14 protein-coding genes are annotated in these 14,689 nt (G+C 67.9%); 7 read left to right on the forward strand and 7 right to left on the reverse strand.

Going from position 1 to position 14,689, the window contains the following annotated elements:
• Positions 1-22: 22 nt before the first annotated feature.
• Together BM133_RS32965 and BM133_RS32970 are read left to right on the forward strand one after the other, a co-directional pair.
• Positions 23-508 carry a MerR family transcriptional regulator gene (locus tag BM133_RS32965; protein ID WP_093443533.1) on the forward strand — a complete coding sequence of 162 codons (486 nt, stop codon included), beginning with the start codon at positions 23-25 and terminating at the stop codon, positions 506-508.
• Entirely contained in the window at positions 505-2,058 is a 1,554-nt protein-coding gene (locus BM133_RS32970; RefSeq protein ID WP_093443535.1) for an MFS transporter, read from the forward strand. The genes BM133_RS32965 and BM133_RS32970 overlap by 4 nt, the downstream gene beginning before the upstream one ends.
• Before the next feature lie 84 nt (positions 2,059-2,142).
• On the opposite strand, the gene BM133_RS32975 is transcribed toward BM133_RS32970, so the two are convergent.
• Both BM133_RS32975 and BM133_RS32980 read right to left on the reverse strand, forming a co-directional pair.
• Entirely contained in the window at positions 2,143-3,279 is a 1,137-nt protein-coding gene (locus tag BM133_RS32975) for a PilT/PilU family type 4a pilus ATPase (RefSeq protein ID WP_093443537.1), read from the reverse strand.
• A 138-nt stretch (positions 3,280-3,417) separates the two neighbouring features.
• Positions 3,418-4,461 (reverse strand): type IV pilus twitching motility protein PilT, encoded by a 1,044-nt coding sequence (locus tag BM133_RS32980; RefSeq protein ID WP_093443539.1) that lies wholly within the window; start codon positions 4,459-4,461, stop codon positions 3,418-3,420.
• Between the two features lie 51 nt (positions 4,462-4,512).
• Here BM133_RS32980 and BM133_RS32985 point away from each other — a divergent pair, with 51 nt between their 5' ends.
• A complete protein-coding gene (locus tag BM133_RS32985) occupies positions 4,513-5,214 on the forward strand; it encodes a YggS family pyridoxal phosphate-dependent enzyme (protein ID WP_093443541.1) in 702 nt (233 codons plus the stop codon).
• 12 nt (positions 5,215-5,226) lie between these two features.
• On the opposite strand, the gene BM133_RS32990 is transcribed toward BM133_RS32985, so the two are convergent.
• From BM133_RS32990 to BM133_RS33000, 3 genes are all read right to left on the reverse strand, one after another.
• A complete protein-coding gene (locus BM133_RS32990; RefSeq protein WP_013543828.1) occupies positions 5,227-5,694 on the reverse strand; it encodes an Lrp/AsnC ligand binding domain-containing protein in 468 nt (155 codons plus the stop codon).
• A 139-nt stretch (positions 5,695-5,833) separates the two neighbouring features.
• Positions 5,834-6,334: a hypothetical protein gene (locus BM133_RS32995; RefSeq protein WP_093443543.1), complete on the reverse strand. Its 501-nt coding sequence runs from the start codon at positions 6,332-6,334 to the stop codon at positions 5,834-5,836.
• A gap of 133 nt (positions 6,335-6,467) precedes the next feature.
• Positions 6,468-6,812, reverse strand: a complete 345-nt coding sequence (locus BM133_RS33000) for a DUF4148 domain-containing protein (RefSeq protein WP_093443545.1) — start codon at positions 6,810-6,812, stop codon at positions 6,468-6,470.
• Positions 6,813-7,058: 246 nt separating this feature from the next.
• On the opposite strand from BM133_RS33000, the gene BM133_RS33005 reads away from it, so the two are divergent.
• The 3 genes from BM133_RS33005 (at position 7,059) to BM133_RS33015 (ending at position 9,777) form a co-directional block, all read left to right on the forward strand.
• Positions 7,059-8,330 carry a Glu/Leu/Phe/Val family dehydrogenase gene (locus BM133_RS33005; RefSeq protein WP_093443547.1) on the forward strand — a complete coding sequence of 424 codons (1,272 nt, stop codon included), beginning with the start codon at positions 7,059-7,061 and terminating at the stop codon, positions 8,328-8,330.
• Positions 8,331-8,361: 31 nt separating this feature from the next.
• A complete protein-coding gene (locus BM133_RS33010) occupies positions 8,362-9,015 on the forward strand; it encodes a nucleoside/nucleotide kinase family protein (RefSeq protein ID WP_093443549.1) in 654 nt (217 codons plus the stop codon).
• An 84-nt stretch (positions 9,016-9,099) separates the two neighbouring features.
• Entirely contained in the window at positions 9,100-9,777 is a 678-nt protein-coding gene (locus BM133_RS33015) for a DUF2242 domain-containing protein (RefSeq protein ID WP_093443551.1), read from the forward strand.
• 9 nt (positions 9,778-9,786) lie between these two features.
• Here the strand turns inward: BM133_RS33015 and rocF are convergent, their stop codons facing one another.
• The gene (gene rocF / locus BM133_RS33020; RefSeq protein WP_093443552.1) at positions 9,787-10,707 is read right to left on the reverse strand and encodes an arginase; all 921 of its coding nucleotides are present in this window, start codon (positions 10,705-10,707) and stop codon (positions 9,787-9,789) included.
• The gene (locus tag BM133_RS33025; protein ID WP_093443554.1) at positions 10,704-12,758 is read right to left on the reverse strand and encodes a prolyl oligopeptidase family serine peptidase; all 2,055 of its coding nucleotides are present in this window, start codon (positions 12,756-12,758) and stop codon (positions 10,704-10,706) included. The genes rocF and BM133_RS33025 overlap by 4 nt, the downstream gene beginning before the upstream one ends.
• Before the next feature lie 179 nt (positions 12,759-12,937).
• Here BM133_RS33025 and BM133_RS33030 point away from each other — a divergent pair, with 179 nt between their 5' ends.
• The gene (locus tag BM133_RS33030) at positions 12,938-14,644 is read left to right on the forward strand and encodes a WS/DGAT/MGAT family O-acyltransferase (RefSeq protein WP_093443556.1); all 1,707 of its coding nucleotides are present in this window, start codon (positions 12,938-12,940) and stop codon (positions 14,642-14,644) included.
• The last annotated feature ends 45 nt before the right edge of the window (positions 14,645-14,689 follow it).

A 14,689-nucleotide genomic window follows, 5' to 3' on the forward strand; every position in this document is an offset into this window, starting at 1 on the left:
GTTTGGGTAAAATCGAACCCTCATGACCACTGCCGCAGCCTCCTCCAAGACCATCACCGTGCGCGATGCCGCGGCCCGGCTCGGCGTGACGCCGCGCACGCTCAAGTACTACGAGGAACTGGGCATCGTCGTGCCCGTGCGCAGCGAGGGCGGCTACCGGCTCTACGAACAGGCCGATCTCGACCGGCTGACGCGGGTGCTGCGCATGCGCTCGCTGGGCTTCTCGCTCACGGCCATCACCGCCATGCTGCAGCAGCCGATGGAGGCACCGGCCGAGGGCGGGCGTCCGCGCCTGTCGACCGCCTCGCTCAAGGCCCTGCGCGAGACGCTCGGCGAGCAGCTCGCCACGCTGGACGCCCGCGTCGCCCAGGTCCGCCGCGAACTCAAGGAGGCGGCCGCCATGCAGGTGCAACTGCGCCGGGACCTCGACTACGTCGAACGCCGCCTGGCCGGCGAGCCGGCGGAAGAGCTCCTCGCGCAGCGCCGCCGGGAGCGGCCCGCGCCATGAGCGCGCCGGCCCTGGGCTGGTGGCCCTCGCGCGGCATCGCCGCCGCGGCGCTGCTGCCCTGGGCGATCGGCCTCGTGACGGCCATCGACTATTTCGACAACGCCCTGTTCGCCTTCTTCGCGAGCTACATCGCCGGCGGCGTGAACGCGTCGCCCGACGAGCTGGTCTGGGCCTCCAGTGCCTATGCGCTGGGCGCGGTGCTCGGCATCCTGCACCAGCACGCATGGATCGAGCGGCTGGGTTACCGGCGCTACCTGGCGATCTGCATGTTCGCCTTCGCCGCGGGCGGCGTGGGCGCGGCGCTGTGCGAAAGCTCGATGCAGCTCACGTTCGCGCGCGCGGTGCAGGGCTACTTCGTCGGCCCGATGCTGGGCGCCTGCCGCATCCTGATCCAGATCGGCATTCCGCCGGCGCGGCGCGCCAAGGCGCTCAAGGCTTTCATGGTGCTGATCGTGTTCGGCGGCGCGCTGGCACCGATCGCCGGTGCCTTCCTGGTCACCAACTTCGACTGGCGCTGGCTTTTCGCGAGCACCGCGCCGGTGGCCGCGTTGATCGGCCTCCTGGTGCTCTGGACCCTGCCCGACATCGGCGACGTCGCGCCGCACGAACGCACCGAGCCGCACTACGTCGCCTACCTCGTGTTCGCGCTCGCGCAGGCGGCGCTGCAGGTGGTGCTGACGCGCTCGCACTTCGAGCTGTTCACCGGCTCGCCGGCGCTGATCGGCCTCACGATCGCCGGCGTGGCGGGGCTCGCGTGGTTCGGCTGGCAGCAGTGGCGGCACCCCGCGCCGCTGGTGCGGCTGCATGCGCTGCGCAGCGCGTCGTTCCGCGTGGGGCTGGCGCTCTACGTCGTCTATTACTACCTGTCGACCGGCTTCAGCTACCTGCTGCCGCGGCTGATGGAAGGCGGGCTCGGCTTCACCGTTGGCGACACCGGGTACTTCACGGGTGCGATGTCGCTGGCCACCGGCCTGCTGGTGTTCGTGTACCTCCGGTTCTCGGGGCGGCTCACGCGCAAGAAGTGGCTCATCGTCGCGGGCTTCGGCATCGCGGTGCTGGCGGCGTGGTGGCTGTCGCGGGTCACGCCGCAGGCGGGGCGCGAAGCGCTCGTGGTGCCGCTGCTGCTGCGTGGGCTCCTGATGCTCTTCGTCGTGCTGCCGGTGGCCAATCTCACCTTCCGCCCTTTCGCCGCCGAGGAGTTCGCGCACGGCTACCGGCTCAAGAACCTGGTGCGCCAGCTCGCCATTTCGTTCGCGACTTCGAGCGTGATCGCGCTGCAGCAGCACCGCCAGGCGCTGCACGAGGTGCGGCTGAGCGAGTCGGCCAACCCGGCCAATTCCGCCTTCATGCAGGCGCTGGATTCATTGACCCATGGATTCGCGGCCGCGGGCCACGCCGCCGGCGAGGCGCATGCGATGGCGCTCGGAACGCTGTGGCGCACGCTCGAGCAGCAGGCCACCTTCATGGCCTCGCTCGACGGGTTCACGGCGATGGCCGTGATTGCGCTGGCGGCAGGGATCTTCGCCGCGTGGCAGCGGCAGATCGACTGAGCCTGCAGGCACCGCCGGGCCGTCCCGAGGCGGCCTGCGCCTCCCCCATGGCGGCTGGAGCGAAAAGCCGGAGGGCCTCGTTGTTCAGACGATCGCGAAGTGCTCCGTGCCGGCCGCCAGGTCGGGGCTGCGCGCGCGCTGGCTGTTGAGCTTGATCTGCAGCCGCAGGTCGTTGGCCGAGTCGGCGTTGCGGATCGCGTCATCGAAGGTGATCGAGTGGCTCTCGAACAGGTCGAACAGCGCCTGGTCGAAGGTCTGCATGCCCAGGTTGCGGCTCTTCTTCATGATCTCCTTGATCTCGCCCACTTCGCCCTTGAAGATCAGGTCGGAGATCAGCGGCGTGTTCAGCAGCACCTCGACGGCGGCCACGCGGCCCTGGCCGTCCTCGGTGGGCACCAGGCGCTGCGAGACCAGCGAGCGCAGGTTCAGCGACAGGTCCATCAGGAGCTGCGCGCGGCGCTCTTCGGGGAAGAAGTTGATGATCCGGTCCAGCGCCTGGTTGGCGCTGTTGGCGTGCAGCGTGGCCATGCACAGGTGTCCGGTTTCGGCGAAGGCCACGGCGTGCTCCATGGTTTCGCGGTCGCGGATTTCGCCCATCAGGATCACGTCGGGCGCCTGGCGCAGCGTGTTTTTCAGCGCCGCTTCCCAGCTGTCGGTGTCGATGCCCACTTCGCGCTGCGTCACCACGCAGTTCTTGTGCGGGTGCACGAATTCGACCGGGTCTTCCACCGTGACGATGTGGCCGTAGGAGTTTTCGTTGCGCCAGTCGATCATCGCGGCCAGCGTGGTCGACTTGCCCGAGCCCGTGGCGCCCACCAGGATGGTGAGGCCGCGCTTGGTCATCGACACGTCCTTGAGCACCTGCGGCATGCCCAGGCCGTCGATGGTCGGCAGCTTGGCGGGAATGGTCCGCAGCACCATGCCGACCTTGCCCTGCTGCACGAACGCGTTGACGCGAAAGCGCCCGATGCCGGTCGGCGAGATCGCGAAGTTGCACTCTTTGGTGCGCTCGAAATCGGCCACCTGCCGGTCGTTCATGACCGAGCGCGTGAGCGCCAGCGTGTGCTGCGCGCCCAGCGCCTGCTGCGACACCTTGGTGACCTTGCCATCGACCTTGATCGCGGGCGGAAAGTCGGCGGTGATGAACAGGTCGCTGCCGTTGCGGCTCACCATGAGCTTGAGCAGGTCGTTGATGAACTGGCTGGCTTGATCGCGTTCCATGAGAGCGCTCCTTGATCTCTGTTTAGTTTGAACCTGCCGGCGGCCGACCGCCGGGCCGCCCCAAGGCGGCCGCGCCTCCCCCATGCGGGGTGGAGTTACACGAAGCGCAGCGAAGTGAAAAGCCGGGGGGCGTCATGACTAGCCGGGGAAATTCTCGGGAATCTTCGCTTTTCCGCGCGCCTCGGCGGCGGAAATCGTGTTGCGGCGAACCAGCTCCGTCAGGTTCTGGTCCAGCGTCTGCATGCCGGAGCCCTGGCCGGTCTGGATCGACGAATACATCTGCGCCACCTTGGCCTCGCGGATCAGGTTCCGGATGGCGGGCGTGCCCAGCATGATCTCGTGCGCCGCCACGCGGCCCTGGCCGTCCTTGGTCTTGCACAGCGTCTGCGAAATCACCGCCTGCAGCGACTCCGAGAGCATCGCGCGGATCATTTCCTTTTCCTCGCCCGGGAACACGTCGATGATCCGGTCGATGGTCTTGGCGGCCGACGAGGTGTGCAGCGTGCCGAACACCAGGTGGCCCGTTTCGGCCGCGGTCATGGCCAGGCGAATGGTTTCCAGGTCGCGCAGCTCGCCCACAAGAATGGCGTCCGGGTCTTCGCGCAGCGCCGAGCGCAGCGCGTTGGCGAACGACAGCGTCATCGGGCCCACTTCGCGCTGGTTGATGAGGCACTTCTTGGACTCGTGCACGAATTCGATCGGGTCTTCCACCGTGAGGATGTGGCCGTACTCGTTTTCGTTGAGGTAGTTCACCATCGCCGCCAGCGTGGTCGACTTGCCCGAGCCCGTGGGGCCGGTCACCAGCACCAGCCCGCGCGGCTTGAGCGCCAGTTCGCCGAAAATCTTCGGCGCGTTCAACTGCTCGAGCGTGAGGATCTTCGAGGGAATGGTCCGGAACACGGCGGCCGCGCCGCGTGCCTGGTTGAAGGCGTTCACGCGGAAGCGCGCGAGGCCGTCGATCTCGAACGAGAAGTCGACCTCAAGGAATTCTTCGTAGTGCTTGCGGTGCGTGTCGCTCATGATGTCGTACACCATCGCGTGCACGCCCTTGTGGTCGAGCGCATCCACGTTGATGCGGCGCACGTCGCCGTTCACACGGATCATGGGCGGAAGCCCGGCCGACAAGTGCAGGTCGGAGGCTTTGTTCTTGACGCTGAATGCCAGCAATTGGGTGATGTCCACGGGGCTCCTCGGCTCGAGTTCGGTGACGTTTTGATACGATTTTGGACGATTATGACGATGATTGGCGACGACCTCCAGCAAGTAAAGACGCGGATCGTGGAGGCATGTGTAACGGCCGGCCGCGACCCGGCCGGGGTCCGGCTGCTGGCGGTGTCCAAGACCTTCGCGGCCGAGGCGGTGCGCCAGGCGCATGCGGCGGGCCAATCGGCCTTCGGCGAGAACTACGTGCAGGAGGGGCTGGACAAGATCGAGGCCCTCGCCGATCTGCGCGCGTCCCTCGAATGGCACTGCATCGGCCCTCTGCAGAGCAACAAGACGCGGCCCGTGGCTGAGCAGTTCGACTGGGTCCATAGCATCGACCGGCTCAAGATCGCCGAGCGCCTGTCGGCGCAGCGGCCGGCCCATCTGCCGCCGCTCAATGTATGCCTTCAGGTTAACGTGGACAGCGGCGCGAACAAGTCCGGCGTGCCGCCAGGAGAGGCGCTCGAACTCGCCCGTGCTGTGGCGGCGTTGCCACAGCTGCGCCTGCGCGGGCTCATGGCGATCCCCGAACCGGCGCCGGATTTCGCGGCGCAGCGCGATCTGTGCCTGCGGGCGCATGCGGTTTTCGAATCGATCAGGGCGGCGGGCATCGACCTGGACACGCTGTCGCTGGGCATGAGCGCAGACCTCGAAGCGGCGATCAGCGCCGGCAGCACGATGGTGCGGGTCGGCACCGCCATCTTCGGCGGTCGGGCCAGAAAGCCTGCCTGAGCGGCCGGCGTTTCAGATGCCCAGCGGCAGCCGCGCGCTGCTCTTCACTTCTTCCATCACCGCATAGGTCCGCGTCTCGCGCACGCCGGGCAGTTGCCACAGCACCGTGCCCGCGAACTCGCGGTACGCGGCCATGTCGGCCATGCGGGTCTTGAGCAGGTAGTCGAAGCCGCCGGCGACCATGTGGCATTCCATGATTTCGTCGCGCACCTGCACCGCGGCCTTGAACTGGTCGAACACGTTAGGCGTGGTGCGGTCCAGCAGCACCTCGACGAACACCGTGAAGCCACGGCCCAGCTTCTCGGGGTCCAGGCGCGCCTCGTAGCCCAGGATGAAGCCGTCGCGCGTCAGGCGCTGCACGCGCGCCAGCACCGCGGTGGGCGAGAGCGCCACCGCCTCGGCCAGCTTGAGGTTGGTGATGCGCCCGTCCTCCTGAAGGATCTTCAGCAGGCGCAGGTCGATGCGGTCGAGGTCGAGCATTGGAGAATTATCCGGTTCATGCATCGATTCTTTGCAGAAGATGCGGCCTATGGCAGTTGGCCATAGGAGATAGAACCAAGGAAATGCCCTGTGCCTACCCTGCGTCGACCCTCCCTGCGGTACCCGGTGCCTTTTGCAGTCAGCGAACGGTGATGCGCGACTGCGCGGCCGCCTGCTGGCTCGTGAACTGCTCGACCAGCGCGCCGTAGGCGGGGCTCGCGCGCAGCTTGTTGTATTCGGCCACGGCCTGGCGGTACGCGGGCCGCGTCGTGTCGGCACCGGCTTCGCCGTTTTGCAGCGCGGCGAGGCCGGACTGGATCCACAGCCGCGTGTCGGCGGCCACGGCGGCGCGGCTGTTCGCGGAAACGACGGCCGCCTGCTGCGCATAGCCAGCGGTGTAGCCCTGCGTGGGCGCGCTCTTGAGCCACTGCTGCGCATCGGCCGTCACGGCGGCGCGCGTCGTGGACGAGGCGAGCGGCACGGGCCGCGGATCGCCTTCGGCATAGTTGCCGGCAAGGCTCGGCGCCGAGGCGAGGGCCAGCAGTGCGGCGACGGTGGCGGTGCCCAGGATGCGGGTGGTGCCGATGGCGCTGATGGTGCGGGTGGTGCGGGTGGTGCGGGTGGTGGAAGAGGACTTCATTCGCTGGCTCCTTGAGGTGGTTGGTTGGTAAAGCCAACTCTATGAAGTGGATCTGCGCGATCGATAACCAGTCGATGACAGTTTGGTTATCTGCGGCGGCCCCGGCGCGCGCACGTGGAGCCGCCGCCCGTGCCTATCGTTCGCCCGAAGGGATCGTGCCCTCGCGCATGGCCTTGATCGCCTCCGCCTCCACGGCCTCGCGCGTGGCGGGCTGGCCCGCGCGCGATGCGGGCCAGGGCGCGCCGCGGCTCACCGTGTTCCATGCGGGCTGCTTCTGCGCCGCCTCGAGTTCGGCGACGACCCTGTCGCGCGACGGGTCCTGGCGCAGGTGGTCTGGATAGCGTTGCGCGCCGGCCTCGGTGGGCGCGAAGTGGTATTCGCCGGCGGCCGAAGCGGCCAGCGGTGCCAGCGCGGCGACGGCCAGGGCCGCCAGCGCCGTTGTGGACAGTGGGGCGAAGAAAAGCGTGCGGTGCAGCATGGTGAAGGTCTCCTTGGGTTGTCGTTCGCCGGCGCCACATGGCGCCGGCGAACCAATCTAGGAATCCAGGCCGTCAATGGCCGCACGCCGCGATTACATCGGCGAAATCCATGCGGGGGGCGATCCGATGCAACGCCGCCTAACGTCTCTTGCATAACCGTCAGCGCGGCGCGCATAAGCCATGGCGCGACAGGCGCGAGAGGTCTATCGTTGCGGCCACCTCAGTTCCAATCCAAGGGATCTCTCATGAGTGAAAAACTCTCCTTCGTCTCCCCCACCGCCAACAGCCCGTGGGGAACGTACCTCTCCCAGGTCGACCGTGTCGTGCCGTACCTCGGCCCGCTGGCCCGCTGGGTCGAAACCTTGAAGCGCCCCAAGCGCGCGCTGATCGTGGACGTGCCGATCGAAATGGACGACGGTCGCATTGCCCACTACGAGGGCTATCGCGTGCAGCACAACATGAGCCGCGGCCCGGGCAAGGGCGGCGTGCGCTTCCACCCCGACGTCACGCTCGAAGAAGTGATGGCCCTGTCGGCCTGGATGACCATCAAGACCGCCGCGGTGAACCTGCCCTACGGCGGCGCCAAGGGCGGCATCCGCGTCGATCCGAAGAAGCTGTCGCAGAACGAGCTGGAAAAGATCACCCGCCGCTACACCAGCGAGATCGGCATCATCATCGGCCCGCACACCGACATCCCCGCGCCCGACGTCAACACCAACGGCCAGATCATGGCCTGGATGATGGACACCTACTCGATGAACACCGGCGGCACCGCCACCGGCGTGGTCACCGGCAAGCCGCTGCACCTGGGCGGCTCGCTCGGCCGCGTCAAGGCCACCGGCCGCGGCGTGTTCGTCACCGGCCGTGAAGCGGCCCGCCGCCTGGGCCTGGACCTGCGCGGCGCGCGCATCGCGGTGCAGGGCTTCGGCAACGTGGGCTCGGTCGCGGCCGAACTCTTTGCCGAAGCGGGCGCCAAGATCGTGGCGGTGCAGGACCACACCGGCACCATCGTCAACAGCAACGGCCTGGACCTGGCGACGCTGATCCCCATCGCCAACAAGGACGGCGTGATCGCCTTCAAGGGCGGCGACGTGGTGCCCAACGAAGCCTTCTGGGACACGGCCTGCGACATCCTGATCCCGGCCGCGCTCGAAGGCCAGATCACCGCCGAACGCGCGCAAAAGACCACCGCCAAGCTGGTGCTCGAAGGCGCCAACGGCCCCACGGTGCCCACGGCCGACGACATCCTCGCCGAGCGCGGCGTGCTGGTGGTGCCCGACGTGATCTGCAACGCCGGCGGCGTGACGGTGAGCTACTTCGAATGGGTGCAGGACTTTTCGTCCTTCTTCTGGGACGAGGACGAGATCAACGTGCGCCTGGACCGCATCATGATGAACGCGCTCAACCAGATCTGGGACACGGCCGACAAGCACAAGATCACGCTGCGCACGGCAACCTATGCGGTGGCCTGCGAACGAATCCTCATGGCACGCCAGGAACGCGGCCTGTACCCATGATTCTTGACAGGAAGGGGCGGTACGCTCGGGCATGACCACCATCCCCGTGCAGAAACTCCCTTCCATTCCCGCGGACGGCCTGGCCCGTCTGCAGGCCCTCATGGCCAGCGGGCAGCGCAAGCTGCTGGGGCTGGTCGGGGCGCCCGGCGCGGGCAAGTCCACGCTCGCGATGGCGCTGCTTCATGCGGTCGGCGCCGGCCGCGCGCAGGTCGTGCCGATGGACGGCTTTCACCTGGCCAACGTCGAGCTCCAACGCCTGGGCCGCGCCAACCGCAAGGGCGCTCCCGACACTTTCGACAGCGCTGGCTACGTGGCGCTGCTGCAGCGGCTGCGCGACCAGCGCTCCGACGGCGACATCGTCTACGCCCCCGAATTCCGCCGCGAGATCGAGGAGCCGATTGCCGGCGCCATCGCGGTGCTGCCATCGACGCAGCTCGTCATCACCGAAGGCAACTACCTCCTGCACGATGCCGGTCCCTGGGCCGGCGCGGCGGCGATGCTCGACGAGGTCTGGTACGTGGACATCGACGACGCGGTGCGCGAGGAGCGCCTCGTGCAGCGCCACCAGCAGTTCGGCCGCAGCGCCGAAGCCGCGCGCGAATGGGTGGCGGGCACCGATGCACCCAACGCCCGGCTGATCGCCGCCACGAAGGCGCGGGCCCATCACGTATTGATGTGGTCCTGAAAATAACCCGCCGCAAGGGAACGCCGGCGCGCCGCCACGCTCGAAGCCTTGCCGGCGGAGGCGCCGGTTAGCATTCGCCGCGCCATGCCGTCCCACTTCAATTCCTTTTCTTCTTCTTTTTCCTCTTCTTCGCTACGCACGCCGGTCCTCGTCCTGGGCCTGCTGTCCGCCCTCGTGCTCGCCGGCTGCGGCAGCACCTCGCGTCGCGTGTCGTACGAACCCGAGGACTTCGACTCCACCACCACCCACACGCGCAACTACGCCGCCACCGAGGGCCAGACCTGCGAGGCGGCACGCCGCGCGCTCCTGAGCCAAGGCTACATGGTCACGGCGGCCAACGCCGACCTGGTGACCGGGCGCAAGAGCTTCCAGCCGGCGGCCGAGGTGCACGTCGAGGTGGAGTTCCGCGTGGTCTGTGCGCGGGAGGGCGGCAAAGGCGGCAAGCAGAGCACGGTGGCTTTCGCGACCGCACTGCAAGACCGCTACGGCATCAAGAAGGTCAACAACTCGGCCAGCGTGGGCGTGGGCGCTTTCGGGTCGCTGTCGCTGCCCTTTGCCGGCAGCGATGACGCGATGGTCAAGGTGGCCAGCGAAACCCTGACCGACGAGCGCTTCTACGACCGCTTCTTCACGCTGATGGACCGCTTCCTCGAAGGCGGCGGCGCCGATGCGCCGCCCGACATGCCGGCTGAAGCGCCACCTTCGGCGCCACCCGCACCCGCCATCAGCTTCCCGGTCGCCCCTTCGCCCAATCGCGGCTGATCGCCGGGGTCAACGCACCAGCGTCGACTTGCCGAACAGGCTCTCGATCAGTTCCACCGCCACTTCCGCGGTCTGGTTGCGCACATCGAGCGCGGGGTTGAGCTCCACCACGTCGAGCGAGCCGAGCCGCCCTGTGTCCGAGATCATTTCCATGCACAGCTGCATCTCCCGGTAGGTCGGACCGCCGCGCACGCCGGTGCCCACGCCGGGCGCGATGTTGGGGTCCAGGCAGTCCAGGTCGAAGCTCACGTGCAGGTGGGTGTCCTCGTCCACGTCCTGCAGCGCCTCGGTCATGGTGGTGCGCATGCCGTGCTCGTCGATGTGGCGCATGTCGAACACGTTCAGCCCGAGCGTGCGAATGGCCTCCTTCTCGTCGGCGTCGACGCTGCGGATGCCGATGAAGCGGATGGCCTCGTGCGCCAGCGCCGCGCGCTCGCCGCTCCAGCCGGTCAGCTCCGCGGGCCCGTGGCCCAGCAGGCACGAGACCGGCATGCCGTGCAGGTTGCCGCTGGGGCTCGTCGTCTCGGTGTTGACGTCGGAATGCGCGTCCAGCCACAGCACGCGCAGCTTCTTGCCGCGCTTGCGCGCATGCCAGGCCACCGCGCTGATGGAGCCGATGGCCAGGCAGTGGTCGCCGCCCAGCATCAGCGGCACGTGGCCGGCGCCCAGTGCGGTGTCCACGGCGTCGTAGACCGAGCGGTTCCACGCGATCACTTCGTTCAGATGGCGCAGCCCGTTGGCCGGCGGCGCCCAGGGCGTGGCCGGGCCGGCGAGGTTGCCGCGGTCGATGACCATGAAGCCCTGCTTGGCGAGCGCCTCGGCCACGCCGGCCACGCGCAGCGCGTCGGGCCCCATGCCGGCGCCGCGGACGCTGGCGCCGATGTCGGTCGGCGCGCCGATCAGTTCGAGGGTGGTGCTGGAGATGCTCATGTCGGCTTCCCTATGTGTTGCCAGAGATACGCGTAGCCCAAGGCATCCATGAAGGCGGATTCCTTGTTGTCCGAGGCCGCGCTGTGGCCGCCTTCCATGTTCTCGTAGAAGCTGGTGTCGTGGCCCTGCGCGGCCAGCTTCGCATGCATCTTGCGCGCATGCACCGGGCCCACGCGGTCGTCGCGGGTCGAGGTGGTGAAGAGGGCGGGCGGATAGCTCTGGCCGGCGCTGGCGTTCTCGTAGGGCGAGAAGCCCTTGATCCATTCCCACTCGTCGGGCTGGTCCGGATCGCCGTACTCCGCGATCCACGACGCGCCAGCCGACAGGTGCGTGTAGCGCCGCATGTCGAGCAGCGCCACCTCGCTCACGATCGCACCGTAGAGCTGCGGGTACAGCGTGAGCATGTTGCCCATCAGGAGGCCGCCGTTGCTGCCGCCCATCGCGCCCAGGTGCGCGGGCGAGGTGATCCTGCGCGCGATGAGGTCCTCGGACACCGCAGCGAAGTCCTCGCAGGTGCGAAGCCGGTTCTCCTGCAGCGCGGCCTGGTGCCAGCGCGGGCCATATTCGCCGCCGCCGCGGATGTTGGCGATCACGTAGACGCCGCCTTGCGCCAGCCACGCGCGGCCGATGCTGCCGCTGTAGCTCGGCTGCAGCGAGATCTCGAAGCCGCCGTAGGCGTACTGCAGCGTCGGGTTCGTGCCGTCGGCCTTCAGGTCCTTGGCGGCGATCTCGAAGTAGGGCACGCGCGTCCCGTCCCTGGACACCGCGAAATGCTGGCTCACGCTGTAGCGCGACGCGTCGAAGAAGCCGGGGCTGTCCTTCAGCACCTCGGGCTCGCCCTGGCCGATGGTGCCGATGTAGAGCGTGGTCGGCTGCAGGAAGCCGCTCACGGTGAGGAAGTAGTCGTCGTTGTCGTCCTCGTCGATGCCGCCGGCCGCGATGGTGGAGAGCGCGGGCGCACCGCCCAGGCTCTCGCGCTTCCAGGGGCCACCGTCCTGCGGCGTGAGCACTTCCAGCTTGTTCACCACGTCGTGCATCACGTTGAGGATGAGGTGGTGGCGCGTCCACGAATGGCTGTCCAGCGCGGTCGTGTCGTCGGGCGTGAAGAGCACGGTGAGCTCGCGCCTGCCTGCCATGTAGTCGTCGAACTTCGCGGCCAGCAGCGAGCCCGACTTGTAGGTCGCGCCGTCCACGGTCCAGTCCTCGCGCGGCTCGATCAGCATCCACTCGCGGCTGATGTCGGTGTTGGAGTCGTCGGGCACGTCGATCTTGGTGAGCGTGCCGCCCGTGCCGCGCAGCCAGGTTTCGCTTTCGTAGAAATCGATCTGGCGCGAGACGAAGTCGCGCTCGAACCCGGGCGTGTTGTCGCGGTAGGCGCTCACGGACATGTCCTCGTGCGCGCCTTCGTACACCATGGTGGCGCTTGCGAGCGGCGTGCCGCGCTTCCATTCCTTCACGATGCGCGGGTAGCTCGAGCTGGTCATCGAGCCGGGGCCGAAATCGGTGGCCACATAGAGGTGGTCGATGTCCTTCCAGCCCACGTGGTTCTTCGCCTCGGGGAGCGTGAAGCCGCCTTCGACGAACGACTTGCTCTGCAGGTCGAACTCGCGCACCACGTCGGCATCGGCGCCGCCGCGCGAGAGCGAGACGAGGCAGCGCCTGTAGTCGGGCTCCAGGCAATCGGCGCCGTGCCACACCCAGTTTTCCTTGTCGGCCGCGGCCAGCGCGTCGATGTCGATCACGGTTTCCCATGCGGGCTGCGGCTTCCTGTATTCGGCCAGCGTGGTGCGGCGCCAGAGGCCCTTCGGGTGGGCCTTGTCGCGCCAGAAGTTGTAGAAGTTCTCTCCGATCTTGCGGACCATCGGAATCCGGTCGTCCGAGTCGAGCACTTCGAGGATGCCCGCCTCGAGCGCCTTGAAGGCGGGCGACTGCGCACAGGCCTGCACGGTCTTCGCGTTCTCCTTGCGGGCCCAGTCGAGCTGGGCCTCGCCGTCGATCTCTTCGAGCCAGAGGTGATCGTCTTGCGCGGGCGGGGAGGGGTTGGATGTCATGGACGGCAGTGTACGAAGCCCCTGTGAAAAAAGCCCCTGTGAGCAGTTGTTGCGGGTGCGGCCACTTTTTCATTACTTGCCAAAACCTCGGTGGAAACACTGAAGCAGGCGGGGCCCACGGACGCCACGTGCGGGGTATCCTGCCGAACGGCGCATGCCCCACCAAGGAGACACAACACATGAAACACCTGAGCGGACTTGATGCCACCTTCCTGCACCTGGAAACGCCCGAGATGCCGATGCACGTGGGCTCGCTGAACGTGCTGGACCTGCCCAAGGGCTACAAGGGCGATTTCTACGAGGACGCCAAAGAGTTCATGGCCAGCCGCATCCACCTGGCCGATGTGTTCACGCGCAAGCTCGCGCTCATGCCCTTCGACATGTCCAACCCGGTGTGGGTGGACGACGAGGACATCGACATCGACTACCACGTGCGCCACATCACGCTGCCCAAGCCCGGCACCAACCGCCAGTTGCAGCAGTACGTGGCGCGGCTGCATTCCACGCTCATCGACCGCAGCCGCCCGATGTGGGAGTTCTTCATCATCGACGGCCTGCAGAGCGGCCAGGTGGCGCTCTACACCAAGGTGCACCACGCGGGCATCGACGGGCAGGCCGGCGTGGAAGTGGGCAAGGCCATCTTCGACCTGGAGGCCACCGGCCGCGTGGTGAAGCCGCCGCGCTCGCGTCCGCGCGGCAACGGCTACCAACTGGGCATGGCCGAGCTCGCAACGGCGGCGCTGCGCAACACGGCGCAGCAGTACGTCAAGCTCTTCAAGATGGCGCCGGCCATCGCGCGCGCCATCGGCGGCCTGGCCAAGCCCGACGAGAAGGCGGCCGAAAAGGCCGCGGCCACCGCGCCGAAGAAGTTCAACCTCTTCGCGCCGCGCACCTCGCTGAACGTGTCCATCACCAACCAGCGCACCTTTGCCGGCCGCACCATCTCCCTGGCCGAGACCAAGTACGTTGCCAAGCACTTCGGCGTGTCGCTGAACGACGTGGTCATGGCCACCGTGGCCGGCGCGCTGCGCCACTACCTGGCCGACAACAACGAGCTGCCGGCCAAGCCGCTGGTGGCCGGCGTGCCGGTGAGCCTGCGCGAAGCGGGCGACGACACGGCCAACAACCAGGCCAGCATGATCCTGGTGAGCCTGGCGACCGACATCACCGACCCGATCCAGCGGCTGAAGGCGATCAACGCGTCGTCCAACAGCTCCAAGTCGACGATGAACCGCTTCAAGGCCGTGATCCTCGACGACTTCCCGACCTTCGCCGCGCCCTGGCTGGTGTCGGGCATCGCCTCGATGGTGGGCCGCTCGGGGCTCGTCAACCTGCTGCCGCCCGCGGCCAACGTGGCCATCTCCAACGTGGCGGGCGCGCCGTTCCCGATGTACTTCGCGGGCGCGCTGGTCACCTGCTACTACCCGGTGTCGATCGCCAGCCACGGCACGGCGCTCAACGTGACGGTGCAGAGCTACAACGGCCGCATGGACTACGGCCTCATCGCCTGCCGCCGCGCCGTGCCCGACATCACCGAGATCGGCGACTACATGCTGGCCGAGCACAAGCTCCTGATGGACCTGACGCAGAAGCATCCGTCCGCGGCCGGCGTCACGGCGCCCAGGCCCGCGCCTGTTGCGTCACATGCGCCGGACGTCGAGGAGGCCGCGCCCGCTGCGAAGAAGCCGGCCGCGCGCAAGAAGGTGCCGGCGAGGGCGGCCGTCAAGAAGCCCGCGCCGGTGAAGGCCGCGGCCAAGGCACCGGCGAAGAAAGCGCCCGCCAGGAAGGCCGGGGCAAAGACCGCCATCAAGACGACCGCCAAACCCGTAGCCCGAAAGGCCGCACCGGCCAAGCGGGCCAGTGCCGCCAGAGCTGCCGCCGCATGATGAAGGGCCCTCGGGCCCGAAAATTGGGGCAGTTGGACTAGTTTT

The organism is Variovorax sp. 770b2 (assembly GCF_900115685.1).
Classification (GTDB): Bacteria; Pseudomonadota; Gammaproteobacteria; order Burkholderiales; family Burkholderiaceae_C; genus Variovorax.

Coding starts and splice junctions, on each gene's coding strand:
- BM133_RS32965 (WP_093443533.1), top strand. CDS start 23: ATGACCACTGCCGCAGCCTCCTCCAAGACCATCACCGTGCGCGATGCC.
- BM133_RS32970 (WP_093443535.1), top strand. CDS start 505: ATGAGCGCGCCGGCCCTGGGCTGGTGGCCCTCGCGCGGCATCGCCGCC.
- BM133_RS32975 (WP_093443537.1), bottom strand. CDS start 3,279: ATGGAACGCGATCAAGCCAGCCAGTTCATCAACGACCTGCTCAAGCTC.
- BM133_RS32985 (WP_093443541.1), top strand. CDS start 4,513: ATGACGATGATTGGCGACGACCTCCAGCAAGTAAAGACGCGGATCGTG.
- BM133_RS32990 (WP_013543828.1), bottom strand. CDS start 5,694: ATGCTCGACCTCGACCGCATCGACCTGCGCCTGCTGAAGATCCTTCAG.
- BM133_RS32995 (WP_093443543.1), bottom strand. CDS start 6,334: ATGAAGTCCTCTTCCACCACCCGCACCACCCGCACCACCCGCACCATC.
- BM133_RS33000 (WP_093443545.1), bottom strand. CDS start 6,812: ATGCTGCACCGCACGCTTTTCTTCGCCCCACTGTCCACAACGGCGCTG.
- BM133_RS33005 (WP_093443547.1), top strand. CDS start 7,059: ATGAGTGAAAAACTCTCCTTCGTCTCCCCCACCGCCAACAGCCCGTGG.
- BM133_RS33010 (WP_093443549.1), top strand. CDS start 8,362: ATGACCACCATCCCCGTGCAGAAACTCCCTTCCATTCCCGCGGACGGC.
- BM133_RS33015 (WP_093443551.1), top strand. CDS start 9,100: ATGCCGTCCCACTTCAATTCCTTTTCTTCTTCTTTTTCCTCTTCTTCG.
- rocF (WP_093443552.1), bottom strand. CDS start 10,707: ATGAGCATCTCCAGCACCACCCTCGAACTGATCGGCGCGCCGACCGAC.
- BM133_RS33025 (WP_093443554.1), bottom strand. CDS start 12,758: ATGACATCCAACCCCTCCCCGCCCGCGCAAGACGATCACCTCTGGCTC.
- BM133_RS33030 (WP_093443556.1), top strand. CDS start 12,938: ATGAAACACCTGAGCGGACTTGATGCCACCTTCCTGCACCTGGAAACG.